27 protein-coding genes and 1 tRNA gene are annotated in these 26,410 nt (G+C 57.6%); 25 read left to right on the top strand and 3 right to left on the bottom strand.

Going from position 1 to position 26,410, the window contains the following annotated elements:
* Positions 1-208: 208 nt before the first annotated feature.
* Positions 209-628, top strand: a complete 420-nt coding sequence (locus tag B5E43_RS13910) for a CD1247 N-terminal domain-containing protein (protein WP_087397682.1) — start codon at positions 209-211, stop codon at positions 626-628.
* Positions 629-766: 138 nt separating this feature from the next.
* Here the strand turns inward: B5E43_RS13910 and nagB are convergent, their stop codons facing one another.
* A complete protein-coding gene (gene nagB / locus B5E43_RS13905; RefSeq protein WP_087397676.1) occupies positions 767-1,486 on the bottom strand; it encodes a glucosamine-6-phosphate deaminase in 720 nt (239 codons plus the stop codon).
* A 124-nt stretch (positions 1,487-1,610) separates the two neighbouring features.
* Positions 1,611-2,804 carry a coenzyme F420-0:L-glutamate ligase gene (locus B5E43_RS13900; protein ID WP_087397674.1) on the bottom strand — a complete coding sequence of 398 codons (1,194 nt, stop codon included), beginning with the start codon at positions 2,802-2,804 and terminating at the stop codon, positions 1,611-1,613.
* Positions 2,805-3,056: 252 nt separating this feature from the next.
* Between B5E43_RS13900 and B5E43_RS13895 the strand changes: the two genes are divergently transcribed.
* Positions 3,057-4,145 (top strand): stalk domain-containing protein, encoded by a 1,089-nt coding sequence (locus tag B5E43_RS13895; RefSeq protein WP_087397672.1) that lies wholly within the window; start codon positions 3,057-3,059, stop codon positions 4,143-4,145.
* Between the two features lie 75 nt (positions 4,146-4,220).
* Here B5E43_RS13895 and B5E43_RS13890 read toward each other — a convergent pair whose 3' ends face one another.
* Positions 4,221-6,863 carry a TetM/TetW/TetO/TetS family tetracycline resistance ribosomal protection protein gene (locus B5E43_RS13890; protein ID WP_087397670.1) on the bottom strand — a complete coding sequence of 881 codons (2,643 nt, stop codon included), beginning with the start codon at positions 6,861-6,863 and terminating at the stop codon, positions 4,221-4,223.
* A 162-nt stretch (positions 6,864-7,025) separates the two neighbouring features.
* On the opposite strand from B5E43_RS13890, the gene B5E43_RS13885 reads away from it, so the two are divergent.
* From B5E43_RS13885 to B5E43_RS13770, 23 genes are all read left to right on the top strand, one after another.
* Positions 7,026-7,967: a putative ABC transporter permease gene (locus tag B5E43_RS13885; RefSeq protein ID WP_087397680.1), complete on the top strand. Its 942-nt coding sequence runs from the start codon at positions 7,026-7,028 to the stop codon at positions 7,965-7,967.
* 74 nt (positions 7,968-8,041) lie between these two features.
* On the top strand, positions 8,042-8,560 hold the full coding sequence (locus B5E43_RS13880; protein WP_087397668.1) for a DUF1836 domain-containing protein: 519 nt from the start codon (positions 8,042-8,044) through the stop codon (positions 8,558-8,560).
* A gap of 47 nt (positions 8,561-8,607) precedes the next feature.
* Positions 8,608-9,480, top strand: coding sequence for a DegV family protein (locus B5E43_RS13875; protein WP_087397666.1), 873 nt, complete (start codon positions 8,608-8,610; stop codon positions 9,478-9,480).
* Positions 9,481-9,525: 45 nt separating this feature from the next.
* Positions 9,526-10,473: a 50S ribosomal protein L11 methyltransferase gene (prmA, locus tag B5E43_RS13870; RefSeq protein ID WP_087397664.1), complete on the top strand. Its 948-nt coding sequence runs from the start codon at positions 9,526-9,528 to the stop codon at positions 10,471-10,473.
* 147 nt (positions 10,474-10,620) lie between these two features.
* A complete protein-coding gene (locus B5E43_RS13865; protein ID WP_087397662.1) occupies positions 10,621-11,730 on the top strand; it encodes a metallophosphoesterase in 1,110 nt (369 codons plus the stop codon).
* A gap of 20 nt (positions 11,731-11,750) precedes the next feature.
* Positions 11,751-12,659: a phosphatidylglycerol lysyltransferase domain-containing protein gene (locus tag B5E43_RS13860; protein WP_087397660.1), complete on the top strand. Its 909-nt coding sequence runs from the start codon at positions 11,751-11,753 to the stop codon at positions 12,657-12,659.
* 487 nt (positions 12,660-13,146) lie between these two features.
* Positions 13,147-13,222 (top strand) — tRNA-Ala (locus B5E43_RS13850).
* 335 nt (positions 13,223-13,557) lie between these two features.
* On the top strand, positions 13,558-14,223 hold the full coding sequence (locus tag B5E43_RS13845) for a hypothetical protein (protein ID WP_087397656.1): 666 nt from the start codon (positions 13,558-13,560) through the stop codon (positions 14,221-14,223).
* Between the two features lie 96 nt (positions 14,224-14,319).
* The gene (locus B5E43_RS13840; protein ID WP_087397655.1) at positions 14,320-14,604 is read left to right on the top strand and encodes a hypothetical protein; all 285 of its coding nucleotides are present in this window, start codon (positions 14,320-14,322) and stop codon (positions 14,602-14,604) included.
* Positions 14,576-15,784 carry an antirestriction protein ArdA gene (locus B5E43_RS13835; RefSeq protein WP_087397653.1) on the top strand — a complete coding sequence of 403 codons (1,209 nt, stop codon included), beginning with the start codon at positions 14,576-14,578 and terminating at the stop codon, positions 15,782-15,784. The genes B5E43_RS13840 and B5E43_RS13835 overlap by 29 nt, the downstream gene beginning before the upstream one ends.
* 91 nt (positions 15,785-15,875) lie before the next feature.
* Positions 15,876-16,760 carry a DUF4240 domain-containing protein gene (locus tag B5E43_RS13830; RefSeq protein ID WP_158099067.1) on the top strand — a complete coding sequence of 295 codons (885 nt, stop codon included), beginning with the start codon at positions 15,876-15,878 and terminating at the stop codon, positions 16,758-16,760.
* A gap of 64 nt (positions 16,761-16,824) precedes the next feature.
* Entirely contained in the window at positions 16,825-17,871 is a 1,047-nt protein-coding gene (locus B5E43_RS13825; RefSeq protein ID WP_087397650.1) for a hypothetical protein, read from the top strand.
* Position 17,872: 1 nt separating this feature from the next.
* Positions 17,873-18,859 (top strand): DUF4314 domain-containing protein, encoded by a 987-nt coding sequence (locus tag B5E43_RS13820; protein WP_087397648.1) that lies wholly within the window; start codon positions 17,873-17,875, stop codon positions 18,857-18,859.
* Positions 18,852-20,084: a hypothetical protein gene (locus B5E43_RS13815; protein WP_206407010.1), complete on the top strand. Its 1,233-nt coding sequence runs from the start codon at positions 18,852-18,854 to the stop codon at positions 20,082-20,084. The genes B5E43_RS13820 and B5E43_RS13815 overlap by 8 nt, the downstream gene beginning before the upstream one ends.
* Entirely contained in the window at positions 20,084-21,169 is a 1,086-nt protein-coding gene (locus tag B5E43_RS13810) for a hypothetical protein (protein WP_087397646.1), read from the top strand. Before B5E43_RS13815 ends, B5E43_RS13810 begins: the two co-directional genes overlap by 1 nt.
* Before the next feature lie 98 nt (positions 21,170-21,267).
* Entirely contained in the window at positions 21,268-21,579 is a 312-nt protein-coding gene (locus B5E43_RS13805) for an HTH domain-containing protein (RefSeq protein ID WP_087397645.1), read from the top strand.
* A gap of 8 nt (positions 21,580-21,587) precedes the next feature.
* Positions 21,588-22,424: a DNA adenine methylase gene (locus tag B5E43_RS13800; protein WP_087397643.1), complete on the top strand. Its 837-nt coding sequence runs from the start codon at positions 21,588-21,590 to the stop codon at positions 22,422-22,424.
* On the top strand, positions 22,414-22,782 hold the full coding sequence (locus B5E43_RS13795; RefSeq protein ID WP_087397642.1) for a hypothetical protein: 369 nt from the start codon (positions 22,414-22,416) through the stop codon (positions 22,780-22,782). The genes B5E43_RS13800 and B5E43_RS13795 overlap by 11 nt, the downstream gene beginning before the upstream one ends.
* Entirely contained in the window at positions 22,775-23,503 is a 729-nt protein-coding gene (locus B5E43_RS13790; protein ID WP_087397640.1) for a DUF3849 domain-containing protein, read from the top strand. The genes B5E43_RS13795 and B5E43_RS13790 overlap by 8 nt, the downstream gene beginning before the upstream one ends.
* 9 nt (positions 23,504-23,512) lie before the next feature.
* The gene (locus B5E43_RS13785) at positions 23,513-24,196 is read left to right on the top strand and encodes a hypothetical protein (protein ID WP_087397638.1); all 684 of its coding nucleotides are present in this window, start codon (positions 23,513-23,515) and stop codon (positions 24,194-24,196) included.
* Positions 24,162-24,527, top strand: coding sequence for a SpoVG family protein (locus B5E43_RS13780; protein WP_087397637.1), 366 nt, complete (start codon positions 24,162-24,164; stop codon positions 24,525-24,527). Before B5E43_RS13785 ends, B5E43_RS13780 begins: the two co-directional genes overlap by 35 nt.
* An 18-nt stretch (positions 24,528-24,545) precedes the next feature.
* The gene (locus B5E43_RS13775) at positions 24,546-25,475 is read left to right on the top strand and encodes a cell wall anchor protein (protein WP_087397635.1); all 930 of its coding nucleotides are present in this window, start codon (positions 24,546-24,548) and stop codon (positions 25,473-25,475) included.
* The gene (locus B5E43_RS13770; RefSeq protein ID WP_087397633.1) at positions 25,472-26,281 is read left to right on the top strand and encodes a class D sortase; all 810 of its coding nucleotides are present in this window, start codon (positions 25,472-25,474) and stop codon (positions 26,279-26,281) included. Before B5E43_RS13775 ends, B5E43_RS13770 begins: the two co-directional genes overlap by 4 nt.
* The last annotated feature ends 129 nt before the right edge of the window (positions 26,282-26,410 follow it).

The raw sequence follows: 26,410 nt of genomic DNA, 5'->3' as shown, positions 1-26,410 counted from the left end.
GGAGCGACGGATACAAACCAAGCGGACCTGTGGGCTGCTGTTTGTATTCGGAGTCGCAGCGAAAGCGACCCGGCCGTGAGCGTGGCGAGGCGTGATATCATAAGCGCCCGAGCCCGCGAGCAGGGGAGCTTGGAGCGTAGCCACCGAATACAGATCAAGCGGACCTGCTACTGTCTGCCGAGGCTTAGCCTCAGAAAGGGAAATGAACATGACGATTTCGGAAAAAGTTGCCTATCTCAAGGGCTTGGCTGAGGGTCTGAACCTGGATACCGAGAAGTCCAAGGAGGGCAAGCTGATCTCTGTGATGATCGGCATCTTGGAGGAAGTGGGCCTGTCCATCGAGGACCTGGAGGAGAATGCCCAGGCTCTGGGTGAGGAGATCGATGTGCTGTCCGATGATCTGGCCGATGTGGAGTCCGTCGTCTTTGAGGACGAGGAAGAAGACGAGGACGAGGCTGAGGATTACGACGACGACTGGTTTGAGGTGGAGTGCCCCACCTGCGAGGAGCCGTTGATTATCGATGATAAGGCGCTGGCCGACGGATTCATCCAGTGCCCCAACTGCCAGAGTAAGTTCTCCCTGGATCTGAGCGACGATACAGTGGAGGCGGACGAGGGCGAAGAATAAGCCCAAACGCCGCAAGGGAATAGAAACAAATCGGCCTGACTCCCAGAAGAGTCAGGCCGATTTTTGTTTGCAAGAAAGAACCCCGCACCCGTTGTCTTTTCCAGACGGCGGGTGCGGGGCTTATTATGGAGCGGACAATTAGACGAGGGACAAAGCCTCTTCGTCTGCCACCAGAATAAAGTCCTTGTGGTACTGAAGAATGGAGGCGGGGACCTGGGGGGTGACGGGGCCGAAGAAAGCGTCCTTAATGGCCTGGGCCTTGTTGGTCCCGGAGGCTACCATCACCACCCGGCGGGCCTGGAGAATATCCCGCACGCCCATGGTGTAGGCGTGGGTGGGCACCTCGTCAAGGGAGGCAAAGAAGCGCTTGTTGGCCTGGCGGGTGCTCTCGGTGAGGGTGACCTTGTGGGTGCCCAGGGAGAAGTGGTCATCAGGCTCGTTAAAACCGATGTGGCCGTTGACACCCAGGCCCAGCAGCTGTAAATCGATGCCGCCGAAGTCTTGAATCAGCTGGTCGTAGCGCTGGCACTCCTCATCTCCGGAGACGCCGGAGGGGACGTTGGTGTTGGCCAGGTCAATGTTCACGTGGTCAAAGAGATTGTGCCGCATGAAATAGGCGTAGCTCTGGTCGTGGTCGGGATTCAAACCGGCGTATTCATCCAGATTGACGGAGCGCACGGCAGAAAAATCCAACTCGCCAGCTTTGTTCCAGGCAATGAGGTTCTGATAAGCCCCCACAGGGGAGGAACCGGTTGCCAGGCCCAGCACGCAGTTGGGCTTGAGGGTAATTTGAGCGGCAATGAGACGGGCGGCGGCAGCGCTCATGGCGTCGTAGTCCTTGGTCCTGAGGATTCTCATAACAAGTTACCTCCGTTGAATAAGTCGAATGGAGCAAGCCTCACTATAGAGGGAGAACTGACAATCCCGGATGCCGGACTGGGCACGGAATCCCGGACGGCTTGGTAGTAGAGCGGAGGGGAAATTACTCGGTGGTGTAGTTGTCGAAGTAGCCCTGGATATGGACAATGGGGGTACCCTTATCCCCGGAGCCGGAGGTGAGGTCGCACAAAGAGCCGATCAAATCGGTGAGACGGCGGGGAGTGGTGCCCTCGGACACCATCTGGCCCACCAGATTGTCATCCTTCTTATGAATCCGGTCCCGAATGGCCTGGGCCAGGGCCTCGCCGGACAGCTGGGCGAAGTCATTGTCCGCCAGGTATTTCAGCTTCAGCTCGTTGGGGGTGCCCTCCAAGCCGGGGGTGTAGGCGGGGGAGACCACAGGGTCAGCCAGCTCCCAAATCTTTCCCACGGGATCTTTAAAGGCACCGTCTCCGTAGACCATGACCTCCACATGCTTGCCGGTGGCCTCCAGCAGTCGCTTCTGGATTTCCTCTACCAGCCCCTGGCAGTCCCGGGGGAAGAGCTTGACCTGGTCCTCAGTGGATTTGTTAGAGCCCAGCAGGCCGTAGGTCTCGTTGTATCCGCTTCCGTTGACCGGGGCGTTGAGAATCTCGTCCAGCCCGAAAATCCGCTCTCCGCCGGCAGCCTTCAGCAGGCGCTTGGTGCGCTGACGGGTGTGAATGTCGCAGCAAATCACGTCCTTAGTGTGGGCGAGGATGGCCCGGGGGTCATTGGCGAAGAGAATCTCCACCTGGGCACCGCATTCCCGAATCAGGGACTCATAGTATTCCACGTAGTCCACACCGGTGAAGGGGTGCTTTTCATAGCCGAACAGCTGGCGGTAGCGTTCCAGGGTGAGCACATTCCGGTAGGGGTCTACCCCCTTGTCGTCCAGGGCGTCCAGGCTGACCAAATGATTGCCCACCTCGTCCGAGGGATAGCTGAGCATCAGGACAATTTTCTTGGCTCCCTTGGCAATGCCCCGCAGGCAGATGGCAAAGCGGTTGCGGCTGAGAATGGGGAAGATGACGCCCACGGTCCCGCCGCCCAGCTTGGCGTTCACGTCCTGGGCAATATCCTCCACGCTGGCGTAATTCCCCTGGGCACGGGCCACGATGGCCTCTGTCATGGCCACCACATCACGATCCCGGATGGAAAAGCCCTCTTGCTCTGCGGCCTGGAGGAGGGAGCGGGTGACGATATCCGCCAGATCATCCCCGCTGCGGATAATGGGGGCGCGGATACCACGGGAAACAGTACCGACCATTCGGCTCATGTGAAACACCTCTTATTTTTTCTCTAATTGTATGGGAGAGATTTTGACAAAAAAGCTCAGGATAATAGTATACCAAACTGCAATGGAAAAGTAAATCCGGCATCCTGCTGGTTTTTTTAATTGTGGACAGCCGTAGCCAAGGGCGGAAAAAGAAAGAAATAAGAACAGAAATTTTTGGGAACCTTTTTCTGTGCCCTTCGTCTATATGGACAAGAAGGTCCCCTGCGCATCAAGGAAAAAGGAGTGTTTTGCATGAACAAAAAATGGACGGCATGGATTCTCAGTGGTGCGATGATCTGCGCGATGAGCGCACAGGCCCTGGCGGCGGAGCCGGCGATCCAGCCGATGCCTCCTGTTTCGGAGCAGAGTGAGGCAGAGCCTTTGCCCCACAGCGTGCTCTACTACGGAAAGGTGACCGCCATTAACCGAAACGAGGCCGGGGAGATGACCAGCCTGGAGCTGGAGTCGGAGCGGTATGGAGCTTACCGGATGAATTTGTCTGCTGACACAGTGTGGATTGACAGCGGGGAGCGGACAGCCAGCGATCCTGCCACTTTGAAGGAGGGGGAGGGCATCTATGTATTCCATAGCCCCCTTTCTACCCATTCACTGCCTCCCCAGAGCCAGGCTTATGCAGTGGTGCGCAACATTCCCCAGGATGCTGGCTGTGCCATGTATCAGGTAGCTGAAAGCGTATCCCAACGGGAGGACGGTAGTGTGGCCATTCTCACCGATAACGGTGGGCTCATCATCACTGCCGGGGAGGAGACCGGCCTATCCGCTTACGACGGAGAGACTGCCGTTACTCTGGATGACATTCAGGAGGGCACCGTATTTATGGTGTGGTATAACGTGGTGCTAGAGTCCTATCCCGGCCAGACCTATGCAAACCATATTATGATTTTGCCCAATGAGGATGCTTCCCAGGAGGAAGAGGAGCAGCCGGAGCAGGTGGAACAGCCCCAGGAGGGAAGCCAACTGACCATGGAGCTGGACGGAAAGGTGCCCAACATGGTGGGCCGCTATGAAAACGGAACTGCCATGGTCCCAGTGGCCGCTGTGGCCAAAGATCTGGGCTTCCAGGTGACCTACCAGCCCGAAACCGACCAGGGCACCCTGGTCACCGTGGAGAGCGATACCTTCGCGGTCCATCTGTATATTGATAAGGGTTTGGTTTACGGCGTGACCAAGATCGAGGGAGCCGTGGGTATGACCGGTCCTCAGGATTACGGAAAGGCCCCCTATATTGTGGCTCCCGGCACCACCTGGGCCCCGGCGGAGATCTTCCAGATGCTGGGCAAGACGGTTACTTTGGAGGGGACCAATCTGGTCGTTGAATAATCTCGCATCAGCCGCGGAATAGGCTGGCCCTATAAAACGAAGGAAGCGCTCCGGAACTGAGGAGCGCTTCCTTTCTTATTTGCCCGAGGTGTCCACCACCCGTGCGGTGTGGCGGAGCTTGCCCAGCTCACGGTTGCGCTGGTTGTGTTGGGTGATCAGCCGGGCGATTTCACCCTGGGCCTGCTCCACCTCTGCCTTGAAAGAGCGGGCGGACAGACGGAGGGCACCGTGGCCCAGAATAATCATTTGCTCCAGGCCATCGGAGGTGGCCACCCGTACCCGGTGGTTTCGGCTGAGATCATAGGTGGCCTTCTCAATGTAGGCGTCAGCGGTCTCCGCCTCCTTGGTGTAGACCACATAGATGCCATTTCGCTTTTCCACGGAGCCGGGATTTCCTTTGACCTTGTAGGCGTCAAAGACAAGGATAACCACGCATTTCCGAAACCCCTGGTAGTTGGCTAAAATATCCTCCAGAACACCCCGGGCGGCGGATACGTCCTGGCGGGCCAGCTGTTCCAGCTCCTCCCAGGCAAAAATAATGTTGTAACCGTCCACCAACAGGTACTCTGGCCCGGTTTTCTGATCCCGGATGTTGTATTTCCCCTCGTCCAGACTGGTGCGGGCGGGCTTTTTCTGGGGCTGAAAGCCCTGGCGTTCCACCTTACCATAGGTGCGCTCGAAGACGGCCAGTAGCTCCTTGTCCTGCTCCAGACTACCGCCCGGGCCGGGAGAGCGGGGGGCTGGGGAGGGGGTGGACCGGGTCTGGGAGACCTTTGGCTCCAGCTCCAGCCCGCTGTCCACATGCATGTGCTCCCGAACCTGGTCCCAGGGGACGTAGAAGCCTCCGCCGTGGGCGCAGAAGATGGAGCCGGTGGGGTTGTCCGCATCCCGCTCCGGATCATAGCCTGAGGCCTCCACCACCGCCTGCTGGGTCTGGCAGGGCTCGTAGCCCCGCAGGGAGCAGGACAGGTGGCCCAGCCCCCGGGTGTAGGCGGTGACCTCCTGCCAGTAGTTCCGCAGTCCGGCCACCGGGGCATAGCCGGTGAGGAGGGAGAGCTCTCCCTGGGCTTGAGGGGGGGCAACCGTACCACCCATGGCTTGCAGGTCGGTCATGGCCCGGCCCACGCACTGGGGGGGCAGCTCCAGGAGAAAATCGTAATAGGGCTCCAGCAGCAGGCAGGGGACCTGCATCAGTCCTTGCCGTACCGCCCGGTAGGTGGCCTGGCGGAAATCTCCGCCCTCGGTGTGCTTGACATGGGCTCGGCCTGCCACCAGAGTAATGCGGACGTCGGTGAGGGGGGAGCCGGTGAGTACGCCAGGGTGGTCACGCTCCAGCAGGTGGGTGAGCACCAGCCGTTGCCAGTTTAAATCCAGCTGGTCGGTGGGACAGGCGGAGGAAACCTGCACTCCGCTGCCCCGGGGGCCCGGTTCCAGCAGCAGGTGGACTTCGGCGTAATGGCGCAGGGGCTCAAAATGTCCCACCCCCTCCACCGGGCGGGTGATGGTCTCCCGGTAGACGATGGAGCCAGGGCCAAAATCGGTCTCCAGCCCAAAGCGGTCCTGAATCAGACGGCGGAGCACCTCTAACTGGATCTGCCCCATGAGCTGTACATAGATCTGCTTCCCTTCCCCGTCCCAGACCATGCGCAGCATGGGGTCCTCCTCCTCCAGCTGCCGCAGCTTGGGCAGGACAGTGTGGGGGTCGGTCCCCTGGGGGAGGAGCAGCTGATAGGAGAGCACCGGTTCTAGAATGGGCTGGCTGGAATCGGCCTGGGAGCCCAACCCCTGGCCGGGCTGGGTGTGGGTCAGACCGGTGACGGCACACACCGTTCCCGCCTCCGCCTGGTCCAGAGGGCGGAATTTCTCTCCGGAGTAGAGCCGAAGCTGGTCCGCCTTCTCCTCCCAGGCAGCTTCCCCTTGGCCACCGGACAGAAGGGACTTTGCTTTCAGGGAGCCCCCGGTGACCTTCAGCCAGGTCAGCCGTACCCCCTGGCTGTCCCGGGAGATTTTGAAGACCTTGGCCCCAAAGTCCTGTGCTGCGGGGGGAGAGAGGGTATATTCCTCCAGCCCGGCCAGCAGCTCGTCCACTCCATCCACCTTGAGGGCGGAGCCAAACCAGCAGGGAAAGAGCTTGCGCTGGGCGATCAGGGCGGCTATGGTGGAGGGCGAGACCTGACCGCGGTCCAGGTACTCCTCCAGGGCCTCCTCTCCGCACATGGCTATCGCCTCATCTCGCTGGCTGAGTTCGGCATCAAAGGGGACGCAGCCCTGGTCAAGCTGGGACTGGAGCTGGGTGATCAGGGCATCCCGGTGGGCACCGTCCAGATCCATTTTGTTGAGGAATAAAAAGGTGGGCACCTGGTATCGTTGCAGCAGACGCCACAGGGTGCGGGTGTGGCTTTGTACCCCGTCCGTCCCGCTGATGACCAAAATGGCGTAGTCCAGCACCTGAAGGGTGCGCTCCATCTCGGCGGAGAAGTCCACATGTCCGGGGGTGTCCAGCAGGGTCAGCTCCGTTTCCTCCAAGGTGAGAAGGGCCTGTTTGGAGAAGATGGTGATGCCCCGCTCCCGCTCCAGAGCTTCCGTGTCCAAAAAGGCGTCCTTGTGGTCCACCCGGCCCAGACGCCGTAAAACGCCGCCCCGGTAGAGCAGTGCTTCGGATAAGGTGGTTTTTCCCGCGTCTACGTGGGCTAGAATCCCAACGACCAGTTTCTTCATTCGTTTCGTCCATCCAATCTGATTCCAGGCTGTTATTATCAGGATACAATGGGGCAGAGGCCCTGTCAAGGAGGAGCAGAGGGAGCGGCTATGGACTTTTCCCCCAAAATGCGGTATAATATACCCTCTAATGGACCGAATAAGAAAGGACGCGCCAACGCCATGTATCAATTTTTGTGGATCTTTTTTATCTATGCTTTTCTGGGGTGGTGCACCGAGGTGAGCTATGCGGCGCTGGTGTCCGGCCGGTTTGTCAACCGGGGCTTTCTGAACGGTCCGGTGTGTCCCATCTATGGCTTTGGGGTGGTCATTGTGTTGGCGTGCCTGGAGCCGCTGCGGGATAATTTGCTGGTTTTGTTTGTGGGGTCCGTGATTTTGACCTCCCTGTTGGAGTGGGCTACTGGTCTGGTACTGGAGAAAATCTTTCATCAGCGGTGGTGGGACTACTCTAAGGAGCCCTTTAATGTGGGTGGTTACATCTGTCTGCGATTTTCCATTGGGTGGGGTCTGGCTTGCCTGTTTGTGTCGGAAGTGGTGCATCCCACTGTGCTGCTGTTCATTCGTCTGATCCCAAAACCGGTGGGCTGGGTGCTGTTGGGCCTGTTCAGCGTGGTCATGGCGGTGGATTTGGCGGCAACGGTACGCACCATCACCAAGCTCAACCGCCGCCTGAACCAAATTGATGAGCTGGCCGCACACATCAAGGAGGTCTCCAACGAGTTTGGGGAGAACCTGGCTGACCGGGTTTTGGATGCGGCGGAAAGAGGGAGCGACCTGCGAGAAAACCTGGACGATTGGATGGACGAGTTCTCCCAGCGCCGGGACGAGCTGCATGCCAACTGGGAGGAGAGCCTGGACGGTTGGAAGGATGAACTGACCCAGCGCCGGGATGCGGCACGGGAAGAGGGACTGCAGCGCCGGGCTCGCCTGCAGCAGGAGCTGACGGAGTGGAAGGATAAGTTGCAGGAACTGATGGACGGGGAAATCTTTGGGCAGCGCCGTCTGCTGCGGGCCTTTCCCCAGATGCGTTCCACCCGCCACAAGCAGGCACTGGAGCGGCTGAAGCGGCACATGGAGCAGCTGCGCAGCCAGAGGGGAAAATAAAACCCCAATTGTTGCAATTTTAGTCATGACATGATAGCATATTGATTATCATAAGAAGAAGGGGGCCGTAGGCTGTGGAAGAACTGGAAGATCTGAAATCTCGCATGGAGCAGGAGCGCCCTGTTCCCTGGGAGGAGCTGCCGGATCTGGCACTGTATATGGATCAGATCATTGCCTATATGCCGCGGCAGTTGATTCGCTTTGACGACGGAGAGGCGTTGACCTCCGCCATGGTGAACAATTATATCAAGGACGGCCTGGTTCCCAGGGCGGAAGGAAAGCGGTACGGACCGGTCCACCTGGGCTATTTGACGGCGGTGTGCGCGTTGAAGAAGGTGCTCTCCGTGCGGGATACCGGAGCTCTGATCGCAGCCGGTCAGGCCATGGGAAAGGATTCCAAGACGCTGTACGGTTATTTTTGTAATGCGCTGGACCGTGCGCTGAATGATACGGCCCAGACCATTGACGCATCCGCCCAGCGGGAGGATTTGGCGCGGATGGCGCTGGACCTGGCGCTGCGGAGCTATGCCAATCAACTGGCCTGTGCCCGCATTTTGGATATTCTCCAACCCCCCGGAACGGGAAAAAAGTAGGAGGGACGGGACCGACAGATCTGCGTTCACAGAAAGGAGTGTGTTTTATGTCTGATTTTGTAATTCTTACGGACTCTTCCGCTGATTTAGGGGCCGAACTGGTGGAACAAATGGATATCCAAGTGCTGCCGTTGAGCTTTAACGTACAGGGAATGACTTACTATAACTATCCAGACAACCGGGATATGGATCCCCAGTCATTTTATCATCTGCTGCGAAAGGGGGAGTTGGCAACCACAGCGGCGATCAATGTGGCCCAGTATGCCGAGGCTCTGGAGCCTCTGTTACAGGCGGGGAAGGATGTGCTGATCTTGGCCTTTTCTTCTGGACTGTCCGCCACCTTCAATTCCTCTTCCGTAGCGGTGACAGAGCTGAGGGAGAAGTACCCGGAACGAAAGCTGTATACCGTGGATACCCTGTGCGCCTCCCTGGGTCAGGGCCTGCTGGTGTACCTGGCAGCCAAGGAGCGGGAGAAGGGAAAAAACATCGATGAGGTGAGAGATTGGGTGGTCTCCCACAAGTTAAGTATCTGTCACCAGTTTACGGTGGATGATCTTCATTTTCTGAAGCGGGGCGGACGGATTTCGTCTACTACTGCCGTTATGGGCTCTATGTTGAAGATTAAGCCGGTGCTCCATGTGGACAACGAGGGACATCTGGTCAGCATCGGAAAGGCAAGGGGCCGTCAGGCGTCCCTGAAGGCACTGGTGGACCGGATGGAGCAGACGGCCATTGATCCCAAGGATCAGACCGTGTTTATCAGCCACGGAGACTGCATCCAGGATGCAGAGCTGGTGGCCCAGATGGTAAAGGACCGCTTTGGGGTCCAGAAGACCTATATTAACTATGTAGGTCCGGTCATCGGAGCTCATTCTGGTCCGGGCACATTGGCGCTGTTTTATGTGGGCGTGGAGCGGTAACTGCTGGAATGAAATGAGAAGCGTAGAAAAAAGGAGAGGCAGGCTATGGACGAAATGAAGTGGCTGGAGGTGGCGGTCAATACCACTTCCGACAAGCTGGATGAGGTGACTGCCAAGCTGGTAGCTGCTGGTATGGACGGTTTAGTTATTGAAGACGAGGGGGAATTTCTCCAGTTTTTAGAGCAGAACCGTCAGTATTGGGACTATGTGGACCAGAGCCTGTTGGACCGGATGAAGGGTGTCACCCGGGTCAAATTTTATGTGACAGACGATAAACATGGCCGGCAGCAGCTGGAACGCTACACCCACGGACTGGGATGGGAGTATACTGTGACGCAGCTGGCGGAAAATGACTGGGCCTATAGCTGGCAGAAATACTATAAGCCGTTGAACATCGGAAACAGGTTATACGTGGTGCCGGAGTGGGAGCGGGACAAGGAAATTCCCCAGGGCCGCTGTGCGCTGTACCTGAATCCCGGGCTCACCTTTGGTACCGGCTCCCACGCCTCGACTCAGCTGTGCCTGGAGGGAGTGGAGGAGCACACCGTACCGGGGCAGCAGGTGCTGGACCTGGGGTGTGGCAGCGGCATTTTGTCCATTGCGGCTCTTTGTCTGGGGGCCAGCCATGCGGTTGCCGTGGATATCGACCCCAAAGCGGTGGATGTGGCATACGAAAATGCGGCACTGAACGGAATCGGAAAAGATCGCTATACGGTCCGGGCGGGAGACGTTATTACCGATGGCGCACTGGCTGCGGAACTGGCTCAGACAAAGTACGACTTGGTGCTGGCGAACATTGTGGCGGATGTCATCATTCCTCTGTCTGCCCGGGTGCCTGAGCTGCTGGCGGAACATGGAGTGTTCCTGTGCTCAGGAATTATTGATGTCCGCGCCCATGAGGTGGAGGCCGCACTGGCCAAACATGGTCTGACCGTGACCCGCCGCAGAGAGAAAAATGGCTGGGTGGCGCTGGAAGCAGTAGCCGGTAAATAGGGAGACAACTTCGGTGGGGCTGGCTTTTTTGAAACAGAGCCAGCCCGCCTGTCTGAATAAGGAAGAGGAGAGCTCTCCCAAAGTGGTAATGATAGATATACTAAAAGTATTCAAAAGATATAAAAGTACTGACAGGAGGGGGAAAGGATGGATTTCGCTACCGTTATAAGGCCGAATATCCCGAGGGGGCGGAGGATTATCGCAGTCAGCGACATCCATGGTAACCTTCCGTTTTTCCGGGCACTCATGGATCAAATCAAGCTGTCTCCCACCGATGTGCTGATTTTGGTGGGGGATATGCTGGAGAAGGGGCGGGACAGTCTGGCGTTGCTTCGGCATGTCATGCAGCTGTCCAAAACCCATACGGTGTATCCATTGTGCGGGAACTGCGACGGTTTAGTCCTTCGGTTTTTTGAGACCGACGCTCTGGATCGCCGCTTTTTTTCCGTCTACCTTCCCCAGCACCCGGAATCCACCCTGCGTCAAATGGCGCGGGAAGGGGGATTTGACCAGACAGAGGATTTGCCCAAGCTCCGCTCCGATTTGCGAAAGGCCTTTCCTGAGGAGTGGGCCTGGCTGCGGGCCATGCCTACTATATTGGAGACAGAGCATCTGCTCTTTGTTCATGGTGGCGTCCCCTCCCTGGAGCATATGGAGCAGCTGGAGCGGTGGAGTTGCCTGAAAAACGATAATTTTTTAGGACAAAACCGTTCCTTTTCCAAGTGGGTGATTGTGGGACACTGGCCAGTTACGTTGTATGACCCTTATATTCCTTCTGCAGCTCCTATTTTTCTACCCGATAAGAGAATTATTTCCATTGATGGAGGCTGTGTGCTTAAAATTGATGGACAGTTAAATGCCTTGATTTTACCAGAAGAAGCGTCCGAAGAATTTACCTGGACCGCATATGACGGTCTTTCTACCCGTATCGCTTTGGATGCACAGCAACCCAGTGTGTTCTCCATCAATATTCGGTGGGGAAGAAGTAGGTTGGAGCTGTTGGAGTGGGGAGAAGAACTGTCCCTGTGTCGGCATTTGGAAAGTGGGAGGATACTCCCTGTTTTGAACCAGTATCTTCATCAAGATTCGAAGGGATTATGGTGTGAAGATTCCACAGATTACCGTCTGCCGGTTTTCCCAGGTGACGCTTTGACCTTAGTGGCACAGACTAAGCGCGGATTTTTGTGCAAAAAGGAGGGAGTGACAGGCTGGTATTATGGGCGACTATCGGATATAATGAGAGAAACAGTGAAATAAACAGGCAAGGATTTGAAATTATGTTGGAGTTTCATCCCTTACAGCTATCCGATTTGCCTAAGCTGCGGCAATTCTTTGGATACAGTGGGAGCCGAATTTGTGATACCACCCCTGGTACCATTTTTATCTGGCGGGATATGTACCAAACGGAATGGGCTATTTATGATGGTTCTCTTTATTTTAAGGTCGTATATCCCGGTTTAGGGGAAACCTTTACGCTACCTCTGGGGGGAGGACGTCCAGAACACTATCGACAAATTGCTGATTACTGCTGTCGACGCAACATGCCCATCTCTTTTTACCCAGTTCCCACAGATGAGTTGGAGCGGCTTCAGCAATTTTTTCCTAACAGTGCTGCTATTGCAGAGCGGGACAATTTTGATTATTTGTATCGGGCAGAGGACTTAAAATATTTTCGCGGGAAAAAACTAAGTGGTCAGCGGAACCATGTAAATAAGTTTCTAAAAACTTATGGAAATTGGTCTTTTCGTGTCATGACAGAGGAAGATGTTCCTCAGGTAAAGGGGTTTTTGGACCGCTATGCCAGCAGATGGGACAAGGCGGCGGCATCGTTCCATGAGGACATTGCAAAGACCCATGAAATTCTGGATCATTTTTGCACGTATGATCTGTTAGGCGGTATATTGATTGCTGAGGGCGAGATTGCTGGGTTTTCTTTGGGAGAAGTAGTAGGAGATACACTGTTTACCCATATTGAGAAGGCAGATCGGGATTTTGAAGGCAGTTATCAGATGCTGGTTGCCCAGTTTGCACAGCATTTTGCAGGGGACGAAGTAGCCTTTATTAACCGGGAAGATGATACGGGAGATCCTGGCTTACGGACTAGTAAGCTGTCGTACCATCCGGTGGCGCTTCTAGAAAAATATACAGTTACTGTGGTAGAACCCTGTGCCTATTGTAAAGAATGATTTAAAACCCTAAGGGAACTAGCTTTTTGTTTCCTTAGGGCTTTTCTTACTGTTAGATGAGAAAATACCAAATTTAGCTCTTTACAATTTTAAAAAATCTGCTATAATAAAAAAGCTGTTTGAGATTTTATGTAGCCATGATAAGGTGTACATCGGAGAGAATATACAGTTCCTGTCCAATTCAGCAGTCCGATTTTTTTGGATTTTTCCTCTAAAATTGAAGATCTCAAAAATCCGTTTTTCATAACTTTTTTGATTGAAAAAGGTCAATATGGGCCCGTAGCTCAGCTGGGAGAGCAAAGGCAACATAACACGGGCCCAGGCACTCCAACAGATTGCACAATCTAAGTGGGTAAGATTTATTCAAACTAAACAAAGACGGGCTCGTAGCTCAGTTGGGAGAGCAAGCGCAACATAACGCAGGCCCAAGCACTTCAACAGGTTGCACAATTCAAGCAAACAAAATTTATTCAAACTAGACAAAGACGGGCTCGTAGCTCAGTTGGGAGAGCGTTCGGTTCGCATCCGAGAGGTCGAGGGTTCGAATCCCTTCGAGTCCACCAGAAAAAGCCGTGAAATCATTGATTTCGCGGCTTTTTTGCAACTTTTTATGGAAAACGATGGGCCTGTAGCTCAGGCGCTTCACTGCTCTTTCAGAAAAGTCCCCCAAACCGTTCACAGGCCCTCAAAAAACTGCCGCTCTCCCCTATCTCACTGCCTTGTTTTTCTCCCTTTATAGCAGGAGTCAAAGCAATCTCCGAGAAAAAACACTCCGTTCGCATCCAAGCAAGGTGTACAATATGGTTCGCATCCTTTTTGTAAATAGTCAATAAAACCATTCAAATCCGTCGGGATCTTTTATAAGACCCCGGTTGTTATTTATTTTGGGAGGTAAATCATGAAAGGACAGTATTTCAAAGAACTTTCCCGCCGGCTGCGGGAGGACCAAATCGAATCCGCCGTGGCGGGAGGTGGCCGGCTGGAGGTCTCCCCGGGCGGTCAGCCGGTCCTCTATGTCTCACCCAACAGCGAAGTCTTCCTCCTCCCCGCCGGGAGCGGCAGCGAGGAGGCCAATAACTTGTACCACAGAGTGGCCGCAACTGCCGATGAGGTCTATGAGTATGTGGAGGCGGTAGTAAACGCCCCGATCCTCCGGGCCGCGGACTTACATGAGGAATTCCGTCTGCTGGCGGACTGCGGAGGCGCGGTGCTGGCCGGACGGGAACGGGGGCCAGGTCAAGGATACCAGTTCGTTACCTGGGTCTGGGACTTTGACCGGCTGGGCGTCAGCCACGGCCACTACTATGAAGGGAATTTCCGGGGTGCCAAGCAGGACTTCGCCGTCCGCTCCGGCCTGATCTCTCAGGCACAGCTGTTCACACCGGAGCAGCTCACCGAGCTGTACCGGGCTACGGACTACTACCTGGAGACCGGCCCGGAGCCGGAGGAGCCGCAGCTGAAAGCGATTCAGGAGGCCCGGACGAAAATCGAGTATGTCGTCCCGGATCTCCAGACCAGGCTGGAGCAGACACAGGCACAGGAACAGGGACTGCAAATGAATTAAGACCAGCGTGATCAAGCGGGGGCCGTATCTGCCACGAAGGTGGATACGACCCCCGCTTTTTGTTTTCACAGCAGAAAAAGCAAAGGAGGAATGCGTGTGATTCCAAAGAACCGCGGCGGATATGTGGAAGCAGTCAATCAACCGCCTCCCCGGTGGGATATTGTGGGGAAATGGCGGCTTCATATTTACCGTGCCCCGGCCTACTCCCCGAAACTGGAGCAAAAGCCTGTCTGCCTGCAATTTCCCCGCTGTGAAGGCTGCCCCTACCCCGCCCACGGCTTCCTGTGCTGGCGGGATGAAACGGAATGTCTGCGGACCAGAATGCAGAAAATTAATGAGATGGAGGGACAACATGGTACTGAAAGCAGCCCTGAAAAATGAGCGTCGCCCGGAATATGGCGTAGTGACGCTCCCCTTTCCCATCCCCAAGGAGGAGTACGACAGCACCATCCGAATGCTGGAGGTGCTGGACATTGGTGACGCAATCCGGCAGGATTGCACCGTGGAGGAACTCCAGAGCGGCTACTCCATCCTCCAGTGGTTGGAGGGCGCCCAAGTCAATTTGGACGAGCTGGACTACCTGGCCAAACGCCTGGACAGTTTCGATACCGGCGAGGCCGCGCAGTTTCAGGGCATGGCCTGCAAGCTGAATCTGACGGATATGAAGGACCTGATCAACCTGACCTTTTCCTGCCAGCAGGCCACGGTCATCACCGACTTCTCCGATTTGGAGGAAATTGGCCGCAGCCACTATCTGAACACCCACGGCGGATTTGCCAGTATGGAGGAGCTGGAGCAGCTGGACGGCACGGAGACAGCCATTTTGCTGATGGCGGACAACGAGGGAACTGTCACTCCCTACGGTGTGGTCTACGACAACGGGATGCAAATGGAACAGCTCTACAAGGGAAAAGAATTCCCCGCGTATCTCTATGAACCCTGCCTGATGACGGTGACCATGACCCCGGTCCATCAGACCGATGGACCGGAAAATACGACCTGGCTGTTCCTGCCCGCAGCCGACCAGCAGATCCAGCGGACCATGGTCCGTGCCGGGATCAACAGCGAGGATGATGCTCGTTTCTATATTGACGAAAACAGACTGCCGAAGAATGCCCAATGGGACTCGGTCATAGAGCGGGAAAGCATCTTCGCTCTTAACCGTCTATGCCAGGTGCTCAAACCGATGGAACCGAAAGAGCTGGAAAAGCTGAGGGCGACGGTGACTCTGGCAGAGCCGGAGACTGCAGTCGAGATCATCCGCCTGGCAGAAAACCTGGACTTGTTCGACTTTGCCCCCGGTGCACACACCCCGGCGGAGTACGGAAAATACATGATCCAGCAGTCCGGCCGCTTCGACTATGACTCCAATCTGGATGAATTCTATGACTACGAGGGGTACGCCCAGCGGCACATGGACAACGCCTCCGGGATGTTCACTGACCGGGGCTATATTGCCTATACAGGCTCCGTCAGTCTGGAGGAGCTGATGGCGGATGCCCCCGCGGAGCAATACCAGAGGGAGCAGGAGGCGGGCATGGGGATGGGAGGGCTGACCTGACTCGGCGGGAATGCGGCTGGCCGCGATAGTGACGCTTAAGCTTTATCTTCTTTGGCGCCTTGGAGCGCAGTGGAAAGGAATGGTTATAAACATGAAAACAGAACAGTTCTGGCAGATCATTGACACGGTAAATCAATCCATGGGAAACCATGATCAGGAGACTTATTTCTGCAGAATCATGGAGTCCCTGCTTCACTATGAGCTGAAAGATATTGTGGACTGGCAGAAGATCCTGAATGAATACACCCGGGCGGCCTATCGGGGCGATCTCTGGGATGAGAGCCACGCCCTGGGAGCACATGCCACGGAAAAAGAGTTCTCGGATTTCCGCCTCTGGCTGGTGTCCCGCGGAAAGGACGCCTATCTCAGCGTTTTGTGGAATCCGGCGGAGCTGGCTGCTCTGGTCCAGACGGAGGAGCCCCCGCGCTTTGAAAAGCTCGAGTATGCCGCCTACTATGCGTATGAGGCGAAGCTGCTTCAGGTGGATCCCACCCGGCAGGAGGACTTGTTTTCCGCGATGGGTGATGTGACTCTTGACGCGGAAACGATACAGGACATCTGGTCGGATATTCCGCCTGCTCCAGCGGAGCGGCAGGCCCTGTCGGCGGAGGATATGGATAAGCTGCTGGAATCAAAACATCTGGCCTACGGCTATGTATATCAAAATGGTGTGGAGACGGAATATCTTGTGGACGGAACGCCGGAAAATCTCGCCCATTTTTTGGGCTGTCATCCTGACGCGGATAAGATACTCATTACGGATGTTTTGGACCGGTTTGTATTGGATACATTCAGGAACTTTATTAATCGCTGTCCGGACCAATCTCTGTTAGCCGAGATCAAGGAAACGCTTATTCCGATCCAACGAGGGGAAATAGAAGCCAGGCGAGCTCTCTGCGCAACCACAGACGCGGTAGACGCATACTACGCTAAGCAGGAGCTGGATCATTCAGAGATGGGCTTCTCGGACCTTTGAGGGTAGACTTTCCGCCAACGTTGTGGTATTGGTTGTGTTCACAAAATCGATGGAGGTGAATGTGATGAAGCGGCAAACACAGAAGAAAACCGAATCTCCCATTGCGCTGCGGCCCGCTTCCCGTGAGGAGGCGGGCCTTTTCTATTCCGAACTGGATGAGGCGAAGGACGAGGCACTGGGGACAGTAGGCCATCTCCGGCTGGACTTCGGCTCTGGCGGGAAAGAGTTCTGGAGCACCTGGTGGCCGCACAATGGGAACCAGCTCAATACTCCGGAATTTAAGGAGTCCCTGCAGGAATTCGTGGACGCCCTGCGGGAAACCGGCCCGCTGAAGAACCTGGCCGCCATGGGCGCCTACTGCCGGAAGCAGGGCGGACTCATCACCGAGGATGGCCGGAGCTATGGCTATATCGCAGAGACGGAACACTACCGCTACTGCCTGCGCTGTACCCCCTACCAGGGAGAGTACAACGGATACCTGTACATCTATGATTTGCGCCAGCAGGCCATGGCCCAGCAGAACAGGCCCATAGGCTGGGCGGCCTTTGCCAACGGGGAGCAGCGGGAGTATCACGATCCCAAGACCTATCTGGCCGCCATTCGGCAGGAATTGCCGTACCGGAATGTAACGGGCTTCCGGTATGAGACCCTGACGGACGATCCCCAGGTACGAAAGGCGGTGGATGACATCATCCTGGACTTCGCAGGGGAAGAAAATCCTCGGCGCGCCTGCAACTACGGGCTGACAGAGGCGGGAAAACAGGCCCTTCGGGATGCCGCAGATCCCGGCCTGCCCCACACCTACGCCTGGTTCGTCCTCACGGACTGCAACACCCCGGAGGAGCAGATCCACAGGGACCTGACTCTTGAGGAGGCCATCCAGACCTACCTGGACAGCGACCGGCCGGAGAAGCGCCTGGGCGTCACCAAGGATGGCATCGCCACGGTGGATCTGGCGCGCTCCCTGGACGGAGAGCAGCGGTTCTTCCAAGATCATGAGCGGCTGGAGAGCTTCCGGGATGACCCAGAGATCGCCGCGGCGGTAGAGCGGCTCCATCAGGAGCTGGAACAGACAACGCCCCAACAGGGCATGACGATGGGAGGAATCTGACATGAGAGAAGTACCAAGAGAGTGGCTGGAGTTCCTGCGGGAGCAGTATCCCAAAGGGAGCCGCATCCAGCTCACGGAGATGGGGGCCGACCCCCGTCCCATCCCGCCGGGGACACGGGGGACGCTGGACTTCATTGATGATGCGGGGCAGTTCCATGTCAACTGGGACAACGGGCGGCACCTGGCGGTGGTCATCGGGGAGGACCGCTTCACCGTCCAGCCCCCGGAGCCTGCGACACTCAAACTCTATATGCCCCTGATTGCTGACTTCTACCCCCGGGATGAGTGGGGGGATATGTCTGAGGAGGGTGAACCCTGGGACGGCCGGACGCTTCTGGACTATGAGGACGCCATCCTGGGCGCGCTGGTCAAAAACCGGATCCCGGAGGAAACCGAGCGGGGTCTCATGCGCTGGTATGGAAAGCAGGACAGCCTGGACGCCAAGGTCCGCTCCGCTGTGTTCACCGTAGAGGCCAGAGATGGCCGGCTCTGGGGCGTGGCGGAGTGCCGGGTGGTGGGAGAACTCACCACCGGAGAATTGGAAGCACTCAAGGACTACATCTCCGGCCAGGCGTCGGACGGCTGGGGTGAGGGCTTTGAGCAGCGGGAGATCCCGGTGGACGGCGGAGAGCTGTATGTCCACCTGTGGCAGTGGGACGACTGGTCCATCCGGACGGAGCAGGAGCAGTTTTCCCCGCAAATCGCGGAGGGACTGCCGGAGCTGTGCTTCTCCACCCTGCGGAGCACCGGCCAGCTTATCTGCGTCAAGCGGGGAGAGTCCGGCTACTACCCCTCCGACTGGGACACTGGGGACAAGGAGCAGAATGTGGAGCTGGCGGACCGGCTGAATGAGGAGCTGGGCGTCACCCCCGCCCAGCGGCAGGCCATGGAGATCGGCTCCATGGCTGGCTGGGATGTGCCAGGGGCTGACCCCAGAAATTATGAAATTCAGAGAGAGGAACAAATTGGAGGTATGACCCTTGGATGAGAAGATCTTTGAGGTGGAGATCAGCAACACCGGTCCCAAAGGCTATGAGACAGCCTGGGTCCTGCGACTGCCCTGCACCCAGGCGGAATACCGTGACGCGCTCCAAAAGGCCCGCATCGAGGACGGCCGCCTTTGCCACAATGAACTGACCCAGATCAACGATCCCGGTATCACTTCCGCCATGATCGGGCAGGATGTGGACCTACTGGAACTGAACCTGCTGGCCCTCCGCCTGACCATGCTGAGCGATGAGGATCGCATGGGGCTGGACGGCCTGCTGCGGATGGAACAGGAGCGTCACACAGGCCCCATCCCCCTGTCCCAGCTCATCAATCTGACCTTTAACGCGGATATCTGCCTGCTGGCGCCCCAAGTTACTGACACACAGGAGCTTGGGGCGCTGTTGTTCGAGGGCGAGATGCTGACCGATGAGGCTATGGCCCTGCTGGATACCACAGAGCCGGACAGCAAATACCGGGAGAGACTGTTGGCGGTCTTTGGTGAGCAGCACATGGAAAGTCACGGCGGCGTGTTCACGGCCCGGGGCTATGTGGAGCCGGGCGGGGATTTCAAAGAGGTGTACCGTAAGGGTGAGATGTTTCCTTTCCTGCTGGCCGGCGGAGCAGTGACACTGGAGATAAGCTATAACGGCGGCCAGCCGATGACCTTGAAACTGCCTGCGTTGGAGGCCGATATTCAAAAAGCCCTGGGCGCGGTGGGCACGGCCTCCCCGGAAGAATGTGCCTTCCGCTGTGTGGACTGTGAGATCCCCGCTCTCCGGGAGGCCGTGGACGCGTCTATCCATGAGGAGGGCGGCATCGGCCAGGCAAATGAATTCGCCCGGCTGATCGCGCAGAAGAAGCGCGTCTGGCGCGCGGCAGACTTCATCAAATACAAGGCGCTTCTGGCCGTGTCAGGCAGCCCAAGGCTCCAGGACGCCATACAGTTGGCATATGGACTGGACCAGTATGAACTGAACCAGGATGTGGCCCAGACCTGGGAGTACGCCAAGCTGGTCCTGCGGGAGAAGTACCCGGATCTGCCGGAGGAATTGTTCCAGACGCCCCAGGCGGCCCAGATCGGGCGGCAACTTTTGGATGAGGACAATGCCGTCATCACGGACTACGGTCTGCTCTGGAGAAAGGACGGATGCCAGCTGCCGGTCTTCGGGCAGGAGGCAGAACAGAGCGAACAGCCCCAGATGGGCGGAATGGAGATGATGTAATGGACAGAATGAAGCATGACCCCTCCTTGGACGGCTTGGAGCGGCAGTGGATCGCGGAGCGGCTGGAGACGCTGTCCGTCAGGGAGCAGACCCAGTTGGCGGCTATTTCGATCACGAAAAGGATTTTGACGGAGTGTACCGGGAAAACGGGCGAGGAACTCTTGCTGGCAGTCTCCAGGCTGCGGACGGATGAGATCCAAAGGGGCATCAACTACCTGCTGGCCCTCCCGGAATATGAGGTGATCTGCCCCGGCGGGACCTATGAACAGTTGGGTGAATACTATCTTCAGCAGGAGGCGGGTTTGCCCCCGGACCTGCTCCCCTTCGCAGACCTGGAGCGGATCGGGCAGAACTATGAGGACGAGCACCTGGGCGTTTTTATCGGAGACTGCTTCGTGATCCTGCCCCGGGATGAACCCCGGCAGGTCTATGACGGGACGAACCTGGACACCCTCCCGGACACGGACTGGAGCCTGCGGCTGAAGCTGGCCTCCCCCGCCAAACCGGAGGGCGTCTGGCTGCGTCTGCCGGACGGTGATATGGAGGGCAGCGGAAAGCTGGACGAGATCGGTCTGGCTCTGCGGGAGCTGGGGGGGAAAACCGTTCAGGAGTGCAGGCTACTGGACATCCGCTGTTCCCTACCAGAGATCGCCATAGATATGGAGGAATACGATGACCTGGCGGATCTCATCTATGACGGCAACAACCTGGGCTACGCGCTCCAGGAGCGGGGCCAGGGACAGCCGCACTATCTGGAGAAATTTCGGGCAGCGCTGGAATATGAGCACTGCCACGACCTGAAGCTGGCCCTGGACATCGCGGGCAACCTGAACTGCTATGACTTCCGCCCCGCATCGGACGCGGAGGGGTACGGAGAGGAGGTGCTACGAAAGCGGTGCGAGAGCGTCAGCCGGGACCCGATCCTGGCGGGGCTGATCGACCTGAAGGCATATGGGTCCGCCATGCTGGAACGGGAGGGCTATGAGCTGAACGCCGGAGAGACCACCTACATCCGCCGCAACGGGCAGAAATTCTACCATGAATACTCCGAGCCGCGCCCGGAGTACGACATGACCATGCAGTAAAAATCCACACTTCAACCGAGGGGCCGTTTCCGAAAGGGACAACGGCCCCTTCTTTTTTTGCGCCCTTTTTCGGAAACACGGTCCGGAAAGGAGCAAACATGACCCAGGAAGAACAACTGTTGTCCTATCTGAAAGGAGCCTGCCGCGGGCGGGCATACCGGGTGGGCGGAGAGGAGCTGCGGCGGACGCTGGGCATCAGCGGCACAGCTCTGCGGAAGCTCGTCAACCGGCTGCGGCGCCGGGGGATCCCCATTGCCAGTGACCGGACTGGTTATTTCTACGCACAGACGGCTGGAGAGGTCTATGCCACGATCCGGCTACTCCGGAAGATCGTCAGCGGCCTGGAGGCCGCCATCCGAGGGCTGGAGAAGGCCCTGGACGATTTTGGCGGGGGTGGTGATGTCTCCTGAACAGCTTTATGAGCTGGGTAGGCGGCAAAAAAGCCCTGCGGGAGGAGGTGGTCAGCCGCTTCCCCCTGTTCTATGAGCGGTATGTGGAGGTGTTCGGAGGAGGCGGCTGGGTGCTGTTCCACAAGCCGCCCGGCAATGATTTCGAGGTCTACAACGACTACAACAGTCTGCTGACCAATCTGTACCGCTGTGTGCGGGACAAGCCGGACCTGCTGATCCGCGCCCTGAAGTATGTATTGAATGCCCGGGAGGACTTTGACCGGGCAAGGCTGGCCCTGGGACGCAGGCGCACCACGGAGATCCAGCGGGCCGCCTGGTTCTACCAGGTCATCCGACAGAGCTACGCCGCCGCCCTGACCAGCTTTGCCAGCCAGCCCCACGATATGTGGAGCGATTTCCCCCTCATCGAGCAGGCCCATCGGAGATTGGCCGATGTGGTGGTGGAAAATCAGGATTTCGGGACGCTGATCCGGCACTACGACCGCCCGGCGACCTTCTTCTACTGTGACCCGCCCTACCACGCCACCGAGGGCTACTACCAGAATATCGGCGAGGAGGGTTTCACAGAACGGGACCACATCCGCCTGCGGGACACCCTGCTGTCCATCCAGGGGAAATTCCTGCTGTCCTATAACGACGACCCCTTTGTCCGGGAATTGTACGCTGTCCCCGGCATCCAAATCGAGCCGGTGACCCGGCTGAACAACATCCGCCAGCGATATGACCCTAACTGCCAGTTTTCCGAACTGCTCATCGCCAACTACGATATGTGTGAGCGGGGACGGATGGCGGTACAGATCAACCTGTTTGACTACGAGGAAGGAGAATTTGACGATGAAATTTAACCTGCATCACGACCCCGAGCGTAAGACCCTGACGATCCCCCGAGCTGCCCTCCAGATCTCCCACCTGGCGGACGCGGAGGAGTTGCTCCTCTATGCCAGTGAGGGCTCCATCCTCCTGAGCCGGAGCGAACTCTCCACCCGTGAGGCCATCCAAACGCTCACAAACCTGGGGCGCATCGCCGGGAATCTGATGACGCAGCTGGTGGACGCCAGCCAGGAGATGGCCGGACAGCCGGAGGAGCGGGAAGACCCCCTGGACGAGTTTGACGAGGGCACCCTGGAGGACCTGATGGACTGCGGCGCGGATCCGGATGGCCTGCGGATGCTCCTGCTCATGGAGGAGACCGCGGATGAATGAGACCTATCTCTACCCCTACTCCGCCGAGGAAGCCCGCCGGCAGAACGAGCTGTCTCTGTGGCGGGCCAGCCACAAAGCCAACATCGCCTGCAAGGAGGCCATAGAGGAGGCGGTCCGGAGCCACTTTGACGGAGCCTATCTGGACGAGGGCTGTTTGGCCGATGTCCTGCGGGAATTTGGCTATAAGCGGACGGCCTGGGTGCTGGCTAACACCGTCCAGCATTTGGACTGGGACGGCCGGTTCAGCCCCCGGAACAAGGAATGGGCCCGGCAGATCGACATCCCCCAGGACAAGCAGCACAACATCGACTTCATCGTGACCAGCCACCCCGCCGTGCTGGACGGGGTGGTGGACCAGTACCGAAAGGCATATCAGGCCCTCGGCCTGTTCGGGCCGGAGCAGTGTGAACCGGACTCCTACTCCACCCTGGACTACGAGGGGAAGGTGCTGGTACTGAGTCCAGAGACATTACGGGAATCGTGCTGGTCACAGGAAAATCAGCTCTGGTACGCCCATGACGGCTTTGGATGCAGCCCCCACGCCATCGGCCGCTCCATCCGCTGCATCTGCCTGGGGGACGGAGAGGAGACCCGCTGGAACCGGACGGATTTTGTCGGGGTGCTGAAAGAGGAGTTCCTGCCGGACTGGGCCCAGGAGAAACTGGCGGAGCTGCGCGGGCCGGAGGGCCCCGCCTCCACCATGAATTTGACAATGAAATGAGGGACCATGATGAAAATTACCTATTACACCATTGATGACCTTCGTTTGCCGCCTAAGCGGATGTTTCACCGCGGCTGGACGATCCAGCACTTTGATACGGTGGAGGAGGCGATTGCCCACTACCAGACCCTTCCGCCCACCGGCCGAAAAGCCCTGGGTGTCATGGATGGCGTCCATGTGCTGGAACTGGTGAAGTGCCTGCCCCCCTATCCGGACGATGAGGAGGGAGAATCCGTATGGGCCTCGGACTACCGCACCTTGACCCTGTGGAGGGAGCGGCCGGAGTCTGCGGAGGCGGCAAAAGCGTGTCAGGAGGCGTTCCACCCCCGGTACCGGCTGGATGGATCCGTCCTGATTCCAATGTCCAGCCATACGCGGCTGTCGGAGCGCCTGCGGGATAAATATCTGTGGCTGAACAGCCAAGGGGACCGGCATTCCGCCGTGCGCTGGGTTTATACCGCTGGAAAGGGGTGGGTCCCGCCCAACATTCTGTACCGCCGTACCGACCGCCCGGCTCTGGTGCTCAAGTACCAGGCGGATGGTCTTACGGAACAGGGCGCCTATCTTCCGCTGGAAGTCGCGCCCTGGGAATATGACCTGCTGCTTCAGCGCACCCTGGAGCGGCAAAACCAGGTAAGACAGAAAGGAGACAGGAACGATGAATCGACAGCAAAACGCAGTTCGCCCCAGTGAATCTCCTCCTATGGAAATCGAGGTGAAGATCTACCGGCCCAGCCCCAAAGGACCTGTCCTGGCGGACGCTTCCGTCACCCTGAACGGATGCTTTGCCATCCGGGGCGTCCAGGTACGGGAGGGAAAGAACGGCCCTTTCATTTCCATGCCCAGCCGCCAGGTGCGGGGCGAGTACCGGGACATCTGCTTCCCCTGCACCAGGGAGTTTAAGCAGTCCTTTGATCAGGCCGTCCTGAACGCCTACCGCATGGAACTGACCCAGGACATGGAGCAGCCCCCAGAGGAGCAGCTGGAGCAGGACGGCCCCGCCCTGGGCGGTATGACGATGTAGGGAAGGAGAAAAGCGGAAATGAAGCACAAACTCACACTCTGCGCCGCAGTTCTGTGCCTGACCATGGCGCTGGTCCCCTCTGCCCTCGCCGCGGAAGCGGCGGCGGTAACCGAGGCGAACACAACACCTCAGGTATGCTACCCCACCTCCGTAACTCAGAGCGAGGATGGGACGGAACTGCGAAAAATGTATGACCTGGGACCTGCGGATGATCCTGCGGGCATCCCCCGGTCCGATTTTGAGCAGGACGGTTTTCGCTATACTCTGGTGGATGTTCTGAAACAGGAACTGCCGGAGCGAGAGAGCCGTCAGCACACCGAGACAGTAACCCTGGAAAGTAAAAACAAGGACATGGAATCCATTCTTGCCCTGCTCCCACCGGAGAAGGAATTTATTACCGAGGACGGACTTTCTGGCACTCTGTCCCTCCAGCTGGAGACCGTCCAGGTGGAGGTGTCCGGCTATGGCAGTTCCACCCGGGAGGTGTCCGCCACCCGGAGCTATCCCAATCTGGCCAACCAGGACACCGCCAACATCCCCAAGACCATTGAGGAGGATGGGCGGACCCTGACCCTCCAGGCCATCGACTGGCAGACAGACAACACCGCCGCCACGGACGGATACACTCTGGGGGACCGCTTCACAGCTGTGGCCACCTACACTGGCAGCGCCACCAGCAGTTATGTGAAAGGCTATACCGTCACCGCTGATTACACCGGCACGGTGAGCCGCATTGCCCTGAACAAGACCCGGTATGTGGCCATCTTCGAGGGAACGCCCCTCCAGCCTGTCACACCGGAGGCGGAACAGGGAGTATCCGGAGTCGCTCAGTTCAACTGGGCGGCAATCCTGGTCCCCTTTGGGGTCGTGGCCCTGGCAGGGGCCGGGATCGGCGCGGCGCTGTTCCTAAAACGCCGGAGGGAGACAACGGAGGAGGATGCTGAATGAAAAAACTGACCCTGATGCTCTGCCTGCTGTGTCTGTCCGCTCTTCTGGCGGTCCCCGCCAGCGCCGCCGGGCCGCTAAACTATACCATTGATGCCCCCGGCGACCCGGACTATGGTAAGCCCACCTCCATCGAGCCGGTGATCACGGCAGACGGCGGTGTGCGAAAGAACGAAGATGTGAGCAAGAACGCAGCCCTGATCCCGCCCGGCTTCGGCACCGCCAGCGCGGATACACTAAACACCGGCACACCCCTTACCCCCAACCTGGCCCCGGGCTATACGCCCGCCACCGGAGCAGTGGTCAATGGCACATCCGCCCCGGTGGTCATTCCAGGCTCTGCAATCCCAGATACCCCCACCCTATCCACGCCATCCGCCTCCGTGACCACCACCGGATATACAGAGGTGACCAGCGATCTCTACTACGCCGCGGGGCACCTGGGCACGCTGAAGATCCCGGCCATCGGCCTGTCTGTCAAGGTCTACGAGGGTACGGACAGCGGCACCCTGATGAGAGGCGCCGGCCACTTTGAGGAGACCTCCATCTGGGATGGGAATGTGGCCTTTGCCGCTCACAATCGCGGCGTCAATAACCACTTCGGTAAGATCCACACCCTGGAGTTGGGCGATGAGATCACCCTGACCACCAAGCTGGGTACCCGAACCTATGAGGTAGTCTCCGTTTCCAAGGTCAGTGAGACGGATCGGAGTGGTCTTGCCGCCTCCACGGAGAACATGATCACCTTATATACCTGTGTCATGGATCAGCGGGCCTACCGCTGGCAGGTCCAGGCCGTTGAGATTTGAGAGACCTGCAAAACCTGCCAAGAGCTGTCAAGGCCTAAAAACACAAAAATAAAAAAGATAGTTCCTCGAAAATGGGCATAGCAAAACAGACCGTCGTATCTTGGCGGCCGTGGAGATGAAATGAAAATC

Source organism: Flavonifractor sp. An100, assembly GCF_002161175.1.
GTDB lineage: Bacteria > Bacillota > Clostridia > Oscillospirales > Oscillospiraceae > Lawsonibacter.
The sequence above is the reverse complement of the archived record's forward strand: the minus strand, read 5'-3'. Positions and strand labels throughout refer to the sequence as shown.

Excerpts from the sequence above, each read along its gene's own strand:
- B5E43_RS13910 (WP_087397682.1), top strand. The coding sequence starts at position 209 with ATGACGATTTCGGAAAAAGTTGCCTATCTCAAGGGCTTGGCTGAGGGT.
- nagB (WP_087397676.1), bottom strand. The coding sequence starts at position 1,486 with ATGAGAATCCTCAGGACCAAGGACTACGACGCCATGAGCGCTGCCGCC.
- B5E43_RS13900 (WP_087397674.1), bottom strand. The coding sequence starts at position 2,804 with ATGAGCCGAATGGTCGGTACTGTTTCCCGTGGTATCCGCGCCCCCATT.
- B5E43_RS13895 (WP_087397672.1), top strand. The coding sequence starts at position 3,057 with ATGAACAAAAAATGGACGGCATGGATTCTCAGTGGTGCGATGATCTGC.
- B5E43_RS13890 (WP_087397670.1), bottom strand. The coding sequence starts at position 6,863 with ATGAAGAAACTGGTCGTTGGGATTCTAGCCCACGTAGACGCGGGAAAA.
- B5E43_RS13885 (WP_087397680.1), top strand. The coding sequence starts at position 7,026 with ATGTATCAATTTTTGTGGATCTTTTTTATCTATGCTTTTCTGGGGTGG.
- B5E43_RS13875 (WP_087397666.1), top strand. The coding sequence starts at position 8,608 with ATGTCTGATTTTGTAATTCTTACGGACTCTTCCGCTGATTTAGGGGCC.
- prmA (WP_087397664.1), top strand. The coding sequence starts at position 9,526 with ATGGACGAAATGAAGTGGCTGGAGGTGGCGGTCAATACCACTTCCGAC.
- B5E43_RS13865 (WP_087397662.1), top strand. The coding sequence starts at position 10,621 with ATGGATTTCGCTACCGTTATAAGGCCGAATATCCCGAGGGGGCGGAGG.
- B5E43_RS13860 (WP_087397660.1), top strand. The coding sequence starts at position 11,751 with ATGTTGGAGTTTCATCCCTTACAGCTATCCGATTTGCCTAAGCTGCGG.
- B5E43_RS13845 (WP_087397656.1), top strand. The coding sequence starts at position 13,558 with ATGAAAGGACAGTATTTCAAAGAACTTTCCCGCCGGCTGCGGGAGGAC.
- B5E43_RS13835 (WP_087397653.1), top strand. The coding sequence starts at position 14,576 with ATGGTACTGAAAGCAGCCCTGAAAAATGAGCGTCGCCCGGAATATGGC.
- B5E43_RS13830 (WP_158099067.1), top strand. The coding sequence starts at position 15,876 with ATGAAAACAGAACAGTTCTGGCAGATCATTGACACGGTAAATCAATCC.
- B5E43_RS13825 (WP_087397650.1), top strand. The coding sequence starts at position 16,825 with ATGAAGCGGCAAACACAGAAGAAAACCGAATCTCCCATTGCGCTGCGG.
- B5E43_RS13820 (WP_087397648.1), top strand. The coding sequence starts at position 17,873 with ATGAGAGAAGTACCAAGAGAGTGGCTGGAGTTCCTGCGGGAGCAGTAT.
- B5E43_RS13810 (WP_087397646.1), top strand. The coding sequence starts at position 20,084 with ATGGACAGAATGAAGCATGACCCCTCCTTGGACGGCTTGGAGCGGCAG.
- B5E43_RS13805 (WP_087397645.1), top strand. The coding sequence starts at position 21,268 with ATGACCCAGGAAGAACAACTGTTGTCCTATCTGAAAGGAGCCTGCCGC.
- B5E43_RS13800 (WP_087397643.1), top strand. The coding sequence starts at position 21,588 with ATGAGCTGGGTAGGCGGCAAAAAAGCCCTGCGGGAGGAGGTGGTCAGC.
- B5E43_RS13795 (WP_087397642.1), top strand. The coding sequence starts at position 22,414 with ATGAAATTTAACCTGCATCACGACCCCGAGCGTAAGACCCTGACGATC.
- B5E43_RS13790 (WP_087397640.1), top strand. The coding sequence starts at position 22,775 with ATGAATGAGACCTATCTCTACCCCTACTCCGCCGAGGAAGCCCGCCGG.
- B5E43_RS13785 (WP_087397638.1), top strand. The coding sequence starts at position 23,513 with ATGAAAATTACCTATTACACCATTGATGACCTTCGTTTGCCGCCTAAG.
- B5E43_RS13780 (WP_087397637.1), top strand. The coding sequence starts at position 24,162 with ATGAATCGACAGCAAAACGCAGTTCGCCCCAGTGAATCTCCTCCTATG.
- B5E43_RS13775 (WP_087397635.1), top strand. The coding sequence starts at position 24,546 with ATGAAGCACAAACTCACACTCTGCGCCGCAGTTCTGTGCCTGACCATG.
- B5E43_RS13770 (WP_087397633.1), top strand. The coding sequence starts at position 25,472 with ATGAAAAAACTGACCCTGATGCTCTGCCTGCTGTGTCTGTCCGCTCTT.